This is a genomic window from Novosphingobium piscinae, from assembly GCF_014230355.1.
Classification (GTDB): Bacteria; Pseudomonadota; Alphaproteobacteria; order Sphingomonadales; family Sphingomonadaceae; genus Novosphingobium; species Novosphingobium piscinae.
Window position 1 is genome coordinate 21505 of sequence record NZ_JACLAX010000026.1, and the last position, 8837, is coordinate 30341.

8 protein-coding genes and 1 pseudogene are annotated in these 8837 nt (G+C 68.5%); 1 reads left to right on the forward strand and 8 read right to left on the reverse strand.

The genetic code is table 11. From position 1 onward, the window contains the following. Window positions 1-57: 57 nt before the first annotated feature. Genes ccoP through ccoN form a run of 4 tightly spaced genes read right to left on the reverse strand, consistent with a single transcriptional unit; the run spans window position 58 to window position 3629 of the window. Window positions 58-993: a cytochrome-c oxidase, cbb3-type subunit III gene (ccoP, locus tag H7F53_RS16300; RefSeq protein WP_185680573.1), complete on the reverse strand. Its 936-nt coding sequence runs from the start codon at window positions 991-993 to the stop codon at window positions 58-60. Continuing rightward, window positions 986-1186 (reverse strand): cbb3-type cytochrome c oxidase subunit 3, encoded by a 201-nt coding sequence (locus H7F53_RS16305; protein WP_185680574.1) that lies wholly within the window; start codon window positions 1184-1186, stop codon window positions 986-988. The genes ccoP and H7F53_RS16305 overlap by 8 nt, the downstream gene beginning before the upstream one ends. Then, window positions 1183-1953 carry a cytochrome-c oxidase, cbb3-type subunit II gene (gene ccoO / locus H7F53_RS16310; protein ID WP_185680575.1) on the reverse strand — a complete coding sequence of 257 codons (771 nt, stop codon included), beginning with the start codon at window positions 1951-1953 and terminating at the stop codon, window positions 1183-1185. Before ccoO ends, H7F53_RS16305 begins: the two co-directional genes overlap by 4 nt. A gap of 14 nt (window positions 1954-1967) precedes the next feature. Beyond that, a complete protein-coding gene (gene ccoN, locus H7F53_RS16315; RefSeq protein ID WP_185680576.1) occupies window positions 1968-3629 on the reverse strand; it encodes a cytochrome-c oxidase, cbb3-type subunit I in 1662 nt (553 codons plus the stop codon). Window positions 3630-3854: 225 nt separating this feature from the next. On the opposite strand from ccoN, the gene H7F53_RS16320 reads away from it, so the two are divergent. Next, window positions 3855-4535 (forward strand): OmpW/AlkL family protein, encoded by a 681-nt coding sequence (locus tag H7F53_RS16320; protein WP_185680577.1) that lies wholly within the window; start codon window positions 3855-3857, stop codon window positions 4533-4535. Window positions 4536-4954: 419 nt separating this feature from the next. Here H7F53_RS16320 and H7F53_RS16325 read toward each other — a convergent pair whose 3' ends face one another. The 4 genes and pseudogenes from H7F53_RS16325 to H7F53_RS16340 all read right to left on the reverse strand — a co-directional run. Next, window positions 4955-5653, reverse strand: a complete 699-nt coding sequence (locus H7F53_RS16325) for a Crp/Fnr family transcriptional regulator (protein ID WP_185680578.1) — start codon at window positions 5651-5653, stop codon at window positions 4955-4957. Window positions 5654-5759: 106 nt separating this feature from the next. Further along, entirely contained in the window at window positions 5760-6503 is a 744-nt protein-coding gene (locus H7F53_RS16330) for a sigma-70 family RNA polymerase sigma factor (RefSeq protein ID WP_185680579.1), read from the reverse strand. Beyond that, entirely contained in the window at window positions 6500-8614 is a 2115-nt protein-coding gene (locus tag H7F53_RS16335) for a flagellar biosynthesis protein FlhA (RefSeq protein ID WP_185680580.1), read from the reverse strand. Before H7F53_RS16335 ends, H7F53_RS16330 begins: the two co-directional genes overlap by 4 nt. 3 nt (window positions 8615-8617) lie before the next feature. Continuing rightward, window positions 8618-8837: pseudogene (locus H7F53_RS16340) on the reverse strand (transglycosylase SLT domain-containing protein); the annotation flags it as partial.

The window sequence follows — 8837 nt, forward strand, 5'->3', positions numbered from 1 at the left end:
TGGGTTGGAACCCGGGCCTGCCCAGCTCCCCTGGACAGGCCCGGCATTTCGGTCGTCCTACTGGGCGGCCGCGGCTGCCGTAGCAGCGGTCGCAGGGTCCGCGCCTTGTCCTGGCGCAAATTTCTCGCCGCCGCCGAGCGAATGGACATAGGCGGCGAGCATCTTGATCGTCACCGGATCCAGCCGCTGGCCCCAGGCCGGCATCACCCCGGCATGGGCATTGGTGACACTGGCGACGACGCTGGCCTGATCCCCGCCGTAGAGCCAGATCGCATCGGCCAGGTTGGGCGCACCGAACTGGCGGGCGCCCTTGCCGTCCGCGCCGTGGCAGGCAACGCAGTTGTTGGCGAAGATGACCGCGCCGCGCCCGGCCGCGGCACTGCCCGGCGCGACCTTGCCCGACAGCGAGCGGACATAGCTCGCCACGTCGGCAACCTCGCCCGGCGGCAGAATGCCGTCATGCCCGAAGCTGGGCATCTGGCTCTGACGGGTGGCATCGTCGCCGGGCTGGCGGATGCCGTGGGTGATGGTGGTCTCGATCGTCTGCAGATCGCCGCCCCACAGCCAGTCGTCGTCGTTGAGGTTGGGATAGCCCTTGCTCCCCGCCGCACCAGCTCCATGACACTGCACGCAATTGACGCGGAAGGCGGCCTTGCCCCCGGCGATTGCCGCGCGCATCAGCACCGGATTGCCCGGCAGTGCCGCGATCGGAGTGGCCGCGATCGCCGCGAGGGTGCTCGCCCGCTCGCGCTCGGCGCTGACCGTATCGGCCGCCAGCGCGCCGCGGCTCGACCACTGCCACAGCCCCGCCGTGCCCGAACGGGCCAGCGGCACCGCCGGATAGACCACGATGTAGCCGATCGCGAAGACGATCGTCGCGTAGAAGGTATAGAGCCACCAGCGCGGCAACGGGGTGTTGAGCTCCTCGATGCCGTCCCATTCGTGGCCGACGGTCTCGACCCCGGTGGCCTCGTCCAGTCTTTTCTCAGCCATTGTCAGTGCCTCCGAACTCGACGTCCCGAAGGTCGTCGTCAGCGAGGATCATGCGGGCCGCCATCTCGTTGGCGGAGCGGGCGCCCGGCCGGAACGGCCAGGCACAGAGCCCGAGGAAGATCAGTGTCATCGCCAACAGGCCCCAGCTATCAGCCAGATGCCGCAGCAGCTCGTACGTGGTCGGCGCGCTCATCGGCCGGTCTCCCTGGCGAGGTCTTCCTGCGCGGCGGCGGCATTGACATCCACCATCGTGCCGAGGACCTGGAGATAGGCGACCAGCGCGTCCATTTCGGTCAGGCGGTCGGGCTGGCCATCGAAGTCGCGCGGCTGGGCCTTGGGCCAGCGCTTGGCGAGCTCGGTGGCATCACCCTGCCCGGCCTGGGCCTTCAGATCGGCATCGGCCTGGGCGATCTGCGCGGGGCTGTAGGGCACTCCGGTGGTGGCCAGCGCCCTGATCTCGCCGATCATGGTCCCGCCCTCGCCCGCCTTGAGATCGCGGTCCTTCAGGAAGGCGTACATCGGCATCACCGATTCCGGCACCACCGAGCGCGGATCGGCGAGGTGCTGGACGTGCCACTCGTCCGAATAGCGCCCGCCGACGCGGGCCAGGTCCGGCCCGGTGCGCTTGGAGCCCCACTGGAAGGGATGGTCGTACATCGATTCCGCGGCGAGACTGTAGTGGCCGTAGCGTTCGACCTCGTCGCGGAACGGACGGATCATCTGGCTGTGGCACACGTAGCAGCCCTCGCGGATGTAGATGTCGCGGCCGGCCTGCTCGAGCGGGGTGTAGGGTCGCATGCCCTTCACCTTCTCGATCGTGTTGTCGATCCAGAACAGCGGGGCGATCTCGACGATCCCGCCCACGGTCACGGCCAGGAAGGCCAGGACCCCGAGGATCGTCACGTTGCGCTCGATCTTCGCGTGGGTGGACAGCGGCGGCTTGTGGGTCGTTGCAGTCATGGTGGTGGCCCCCTTCATTCGGCGGCGACGGCGGGGACCAGCGGGCGGTCCTGCGCGGCGTCATAGGGCGTGTCGGTCATCGGAGCTTCGCGGCGCAGCGGCGATCCGGCGATGGTCTTCCAGACGTTGACGGTCATCACGACCGCGCCGGCGAGGTAGAGCAGCCCGCCGAAGGCCCGCAGCAGGTACATCGGATGCAGCGCGGCGACGGTCTCGGCGAACGAGTTCACCAGGTAGCCATCGGCCCCGTACTCGCGCCACATCAGCCCCTGGGTGATCCCCGCCACCCACATCGCGGCGGCGTAGAAGACGATCCCCGTGGTCGCGAGCCAGAAGTGCCAGTTGACCATTCGCAGCGAATAGAGCCGCTGGCGGTTCCACAGCCGCGGGACGAGGTAATAGAGCGTGGCGAAGGTGACCATGCCGTTCCACCCCAGCGCGCCCGAGTGGACGTGGCCGATGGTCCAGTCGGTGTAGTGCGACAGCGCGTTGACCGTCTTCACCGACATCATCGGCCCCTCGAAGGTGCTCATGCCGTAGAAGGCCAGGCTCATCACGAACATGCGGATGATCGGATCGGTGCGGACCTTGTCCCAGGCGCCGTTCAGCGTCATCAGGCCGTTGATCATCCCGCCCCAGCTGGGCATCCACAGCATGACCGAGAAGACCATGCCCAGGGTTTGCGCCCAGTCGGGGAGCGCGGTGTAGTGGAGGTGGTGCGGACCCGCCCAGATGTAGAGGAAGATCAGCGCCCAGAAGTGGATGATCGACAGGCGGTAGGAGTAGATCGGGCGTTCGGCCTGCTTCGGCACGAAGTAGTACATCATCGCGAGGAAGCCGGCGGTCAGGAAGAAGCCCACGGCGTTGTGGCCGTACCACCACTGGATCAGCGCGCCCTGCACCCCGGCCCAGACCGCGATCGACCGGCTGCCGAGCAGGCTGACCGGCAGGTTCACGTTGTTGACCAGGTGGAGCATGGCCACGGTCAGGATGAACGAGAGGTAGAACCAGTTGGCCACGTAGATGTGCGGCTCGGTGCGCTTGACCAGGGTGCCGACGAAGACCGCCAGATAGGCGACCCAGACCACCGTCAGCCACAGGTCGACGTACCATTCGGGCTCGGCATATTCCTTGCCCTGGGTGATCCCCAGCAGGTAGCCGGTGGCGGCAAGCACGATGAACAGCTGGTAGCCCCAGAACACGAAACGGGCGAGGCCGGGGAAGGCCAGCCTCGCCCGGCAGGTGCGCTGGACCACGTAGAACGAGGTCGCGATCAGCGCATTGCCTCCGAACGCGAAGATGACCGCGGAGGTGTGCAGCGGCCGCAGCCGGCCGAAGGTGGTATACTCGAACCCGAGGTTGAGCACCGGGTAGGCCAGCTGCAGCGCGATGAACAGGCCGGCGGCGAAGCCGGCCATGCCCCAGAACACCGTGGCGATCACGCCCCAACGGATCGGGTCGTCATCATAACGGCTGGCATCGGGCGCGTGGAGCGCGCCGCGGGCCAGCGCCGCGTAGTCGGTCCGCGACAGGGTCACGAACAGGCCGATCGCCGCGGCCAGCGCGACGATCGTCATGTGCACCGCGAAGCCGGTATCGGCAGCCGCGGCGACGGCCAGAATGGCGAGAAACAGCACGACCAGCCAGATGCCGGCGCGCCCAGTCAGGGTAACCATGAGCCTTCCCTCTCATGCGTTGCGATCGGGCAGCCCTTGGCCCGGCACCGGGCGCGCAACATTGATGGTGATCAAATTCCCTGAAATTACAGACTTTATTAGACCAAAGTCTGATTGTTGCGCTCGATCAATGTTCGTGCCGGACGATCGCGCCATCCGCCCATTCCGACGCCGCAAGGAGCAGGACCTGCACGGGGCAGGCCCGCGGCGCGAAGGATGAGGGACATGAACAAGTTCGCATACCTGGCGGCAACGGCAGCCGCCCTGGCGTTCACCGGCACCGCGCATGCCGGCAATGCCGACGGCAAGGTCCAGGTCAAGCTGCTCGGCACCGGGGTGCTGGTCGATGGCAAGGTCACCCAGGTCAAGGGCGACGCCGCCCGGCTGGTGGCGACCGGCGCGGTGACCAACACCGACATCAACGACAATGTCGTCCCGACGGTCGCGATCGAGTACTTCTTCACCCCGAACGTGTCGGTGGAGACGATCTGCTGCGTCACCGGGCACCATGTCACGGTGTCGTCGGGCACGCTCAGCGGGGTGGTTGCGATCGACAACGTCCAGATCATCCCGGCCACCTTCACCGCCAAGTACCACCTGCCGCTCGGCGCGATCAAACCCTACCTCGGGGTGGGTCCAACGCTGTTCCTGATGATCAACGACCGGCCGAGCACCGCGGTGCGCGGGCTGGGCGTGACCCGCACCAAGCTCAGCAGCGAGCTGGGCGTGGCGGTCCAGGCGGGCGCGGACGTGGCAATCGGCAACGGCTACAGCCTCTCGCTCGATGCCAAGAAGTACTGGGTCAATACCGACGCCACCTTCTACACCGCCACCGGCACCGCGCTGCAGACCCGCCACCGGCTTAACCCCTGGGTGCTGAGCGCCGGTATCGCGTACCGCTTCTGACGCTCCATCGGGGCTGACAGGAAGGCGCTCCGGGGGAAGGCCCGGGGCGCCTTTTTGTGTGCGGGACAGCAAGCGGAGGCTGATCTGGGTGGGGCGCGGACATAGCCCTCTCCCATTGCCTTCGGCGGTCTTCGGCTCAGGGGAGAGGGTTGGGAGAGGGGCCGGCGCGCATCACCGGCCCAAACCCAATTCGCACACCCGCAAATTGGCACATCACGAACGCCATCGTCGTTCCGGGCTTGACCCGAGACCCGGCTTGCCTGTTCGCGCCGCTGCCGCAGAAGTTAGCGGGGCCCCGGCTCAAGGCCGGGGCGACGATTAAGGGGTGGTCGAATGTTCGGTCCCGAGCGGATCCAGGTGCCTGATCCCAGGCAACACAAGCCATTCGAAGCACCTCCGGGCGGAGGCGGTAGCCGGCCCTATCCCGCTTCCGCGAGCAGGGCGGCGTGGCTGCGGATCACCACCTCGCGGCGTGAGGGCAGGTCGATCACGCCCTCGCCCTTCAGGCGGGTGAACTGGCGGCTGACGGTCTCGATCGTCAGGCCGAGCACGTCGGCGATCTGCTGGCGCGAGACCGGCAGGTCGAGCCGGATTTCGCCGGCCGGGACGTGATGCTCGCAGCCCGGCGCCGCGACGCGCTCGCACATCTCGAGCAGGAAGCTCGCCACCTTCTCGCTGGCCGACTTGCGCCCGAGCAGCAGCATCCAGCGCCGCGTCCGGTCCAGTTCGGTCAGCGTGCGCTGCAGCAGCTTGTGCTCGAGCGCGGGATGTTCGCGGGCGAAGGCGTCGAAATCGCGGCGGTTGAACACGCAGACGGTCGCGTCGGTCAGCGCGGTGACGCCGTGTCCGGTGGTCGCGCCGAACGGGCGGCCGATGAAATCGGAGGAGAAGACCATGCCGACGATCTGCTCGCGGCCATCCTCGGTGCCGGTCGAGAGCTTGAGCACCCCGTCGATCACGTTGGCGACGAGGACCGAATCATCGCCTTCCCAGATCAGCGCCTCGCCGGCGGAAAGGGTGCGGGTGCGACCGATGGCGTTAAGCGCGCCGATCTCCTGCGCATCAAGGGCCGAACAGATCGCGCGATTGCGGACGACGCAGGTTTCGCAGGAAGCCATGCGATTGCGGTACCACCAGCGCGGCGCAGACGCAATCCACCGCGGCGACTCGCCGCCTAGGCCTGGAGCCTATTCTCATAATAAACAATTACTTGGAGCCGGGGCATCAGATCACGTCGGCCACCCCGGCCAGAGCCTTGCGCAGCTGGTCGAGCGCCTGGGCCTTGAGCTGGTGGACCCGGGGAATCGACACGGTCAGGACCTCGGCGATCTCGGACAGGTTGAGTTCCTCGACGAAGTAGAGCTGGATCACCAGCTGAAGGCGCTCAGGCAAGCCAGCGATCGCCTCGGCCACCGCTTCGCGCATCTCGGCGTCGGCCAGCTGGTTGAGCACATCGGGGCGCTGGTCGGCAAAGGCCATGTCGCTGTCGGAATAGGTCTCGTCGATGCTCTCGAAGCGCATCGGCTCGCTCGCCGCGCGCAATTCGGCCAGCTCGGTCTCGGTGACGTCCATCGCCGCGGCCAGTTCACGGGCGGTCGGCTCGCGGCCAAGCCGGCCCCGCAAGGCCTCCTCCTGCTCGCGCAGCTGGCGTCGCCGCTCGGTGGCCCCGCGCGACAGCGGGATCGAGCGCCGGATCAGATCGACCATCGCTCCGCGCACGCGCATCTTGGCATAGGCGGCGAACCCGTCCTCGCCCGGGCCGGAATGGCGCTGGGCGCACTCGGTCAGGGCGACGAGCCCGGCCTGGATGAGGTCCTCGAGCTCGATCCCCGGGCGGCCGGAGCCGTGGACGTGCCAGGCCAGGCGGCGGACCATGGGCAGGAATCGCCGCACCCGGTCGGCGACGTCGCCAGCATAGGCCGCGCCGATCGCGGACCGGGGGCCAAAGGATCTGTGGTCGTGTTTCATGCGGCCAACTCATCTGCGAAGGGGCTGTCGGAAGGGCTGTGATGGCTGAGTGCGCGGGCCGGCGGCGGTTCGCCGCCGATCACCGCGATCACCTCGATCGGCTGGGCCGGCGGCAGCTCGGCGATCGAAAGCACCGCGCACTGCGGGCAACGCAGCCGCAACAGGGCGGCCAGCGCACGCCGCGCGCGCGGCTGGACGATCAGGGCCGGCGGCAGCGCGGTCGGACCGCGACCGTCGATAATCGCGACGATCTGCTCGCCGATCGCCCGGGCCAGATCCGGCTCGACCATCGGCTGGCCGGTGGTCGGGTCCTGGAGGCCCTGGACGATGGCATTCTCGAGCTTCGCGTCGAGCGTCAGCACCGGCAGCCGTTCATGCGGAGCGCAGAGCCGGCCGACGATCATGGGGCCGAGATCGGCGCGCACCAGGTCGATCAGCCGGTCGTGCTCGAGCGTGATCTGGACCGCTTCCGACAGGCTCTGCAGGATCGGCACCGGGTGGCCGAGCGGCACGCCGTCCTCGAGCAGGCTGCGCAGCAGCCGCGTGATCGCCGCCAGGCTGAGCGGCTGGGGATAGACCGTCTCGACGAGGCCAGCGGAATGCTCCTTGACCCCTTCGATGATCGCACGGACCTCGTCCGGGCCGAGCAGCGCCTGCGGCCGCTCGCCCAGCAGCTGGTTCAGATGGGTGGCGATGACCGTGCTGGCATCGACGGTCAGGAACCCTTCGGCAATGGCATGGTCGCGTGCCGAGGGCTCGATCCACAGCGCGGGGCAGCCGAAGCTGGGATCGCGGGTCGGCTCGCCGACCAGGGTGTGGTTGTCGCGCGCCTCGCCGGCGTCGATCGCAAGAACCTTGTCGGCACGGATCGTCGCCCCGCCCAGCGGCACCCCGCCGAGGACGATGCGGTAATCGTGCGGCGCCACCTCGAGCGCGTCACGGACGCGGAACTGGGGGACGATGAAGCCGAAGGTCTGGCTGAGCTGCTTGCGCACCCCGGTGACCCGGGTGACCAGTGGCGAACCGCGCCGGTCGTCGACCAGGTGAACCAGCCCATAGCCGAGTTCGATCGTGACCAGCGTGTGGTCGGAGACCTCGTCCAGCCCGATCCTTTGCGGATCGACCACCGCTGGCAGCTCGACCACGGGCGCCGGGCGGTCAGCACGCTGGCGCAGCGTGTGATAGAGCCAGAAGGCCAGGCCCGCGGCGGGCAGGAAGATGGTCTGCGGCATCGCCGGGATCAGCCCGATCGCGGCCATGATCACCGCCACCGGCAGCCAGGTCCGGGGATCGGCGAACTGGCCGCCGATCTGGCCAGCCAGGTCACGCGTGTCGGAGACGCGGGTGACGATCACGGCCGCGGCGATCGACAGCAGCAGCGCCGGGACCTGCGCGACCAGCGCATCGCCTACGGCAAGGGTGATGTAGCGCTCGGCCGCCTCGCCGGCGCTGAGGCCGTGGCTGAGCATGCCGAGCACGAAGCCGGCGATGATGTTGGTGCCGAGGATCAGCAGCGCGGCGACAGCGTCGCCCTTCACGAACTTGCTGGCACCGTCCATCGAACCGTAGAAGTCGGCCTCGGTGGCCACCTCGCGGCGGCGGGCCTTGGCCTCGTCGGCGGTGAGCAGCCCGGCGGCGAGATCGGCGTCGATCGCCATCTGCTTGCCCGGGAGGGCGTCGAGGGTGAAGCGCGCCGACACTTCCGAGACGCGCCCGGCGCCCTTGGTGACGACCATCAGGTTGATGATCATCAGGATCATGAACACGAACAGGCCGACCGCGAAGTTGCCGCCCACCAGGAAGGCCCCGAAGGCCTCGATCACATGGCCCGCCGCCGCCCCGCCCTCATGCCCGCGGACCAGCACCACGCGGGTCGAGGCGACATTGAGCGAGAGCCGCAGCAGCGTCGCGAACAGCAGCACCGAGGGGAACGAGGAGAAATCGAGGGGCTTGGCCGCGTTCATCGCCGCCATCAGCACCGCCACCGACAGGGCAATGTTGAGTACGAAGAACACGTCGAGCAGGATCGTCGGCACCGGGACGATCATCAGCCCGATCAGGGTCATGATCCCGGCTGGCAGGGCCAGAGCCGAAGGGCTGGACAGGCGCATCGGCTAGAGCCCCAGCGCCGAAAGCCGCCCGTAGGCGGAGCGGACATGGGCCGGCACGGCGCCGCCCGAAGGCTCGCCGATGGCAAAGGTCTGGCGCAGGGTCTCGGCCATCGAGGGGCGCGCCGCGCCGCCGGCCTCGCTGCCGGCCTGGGCCGCCGCCTGGGCCGCCTGGAAGGCGCGGGCGACGGGACCGCCGCTGGCGGTCGCACCGGCGGCGCCGGGC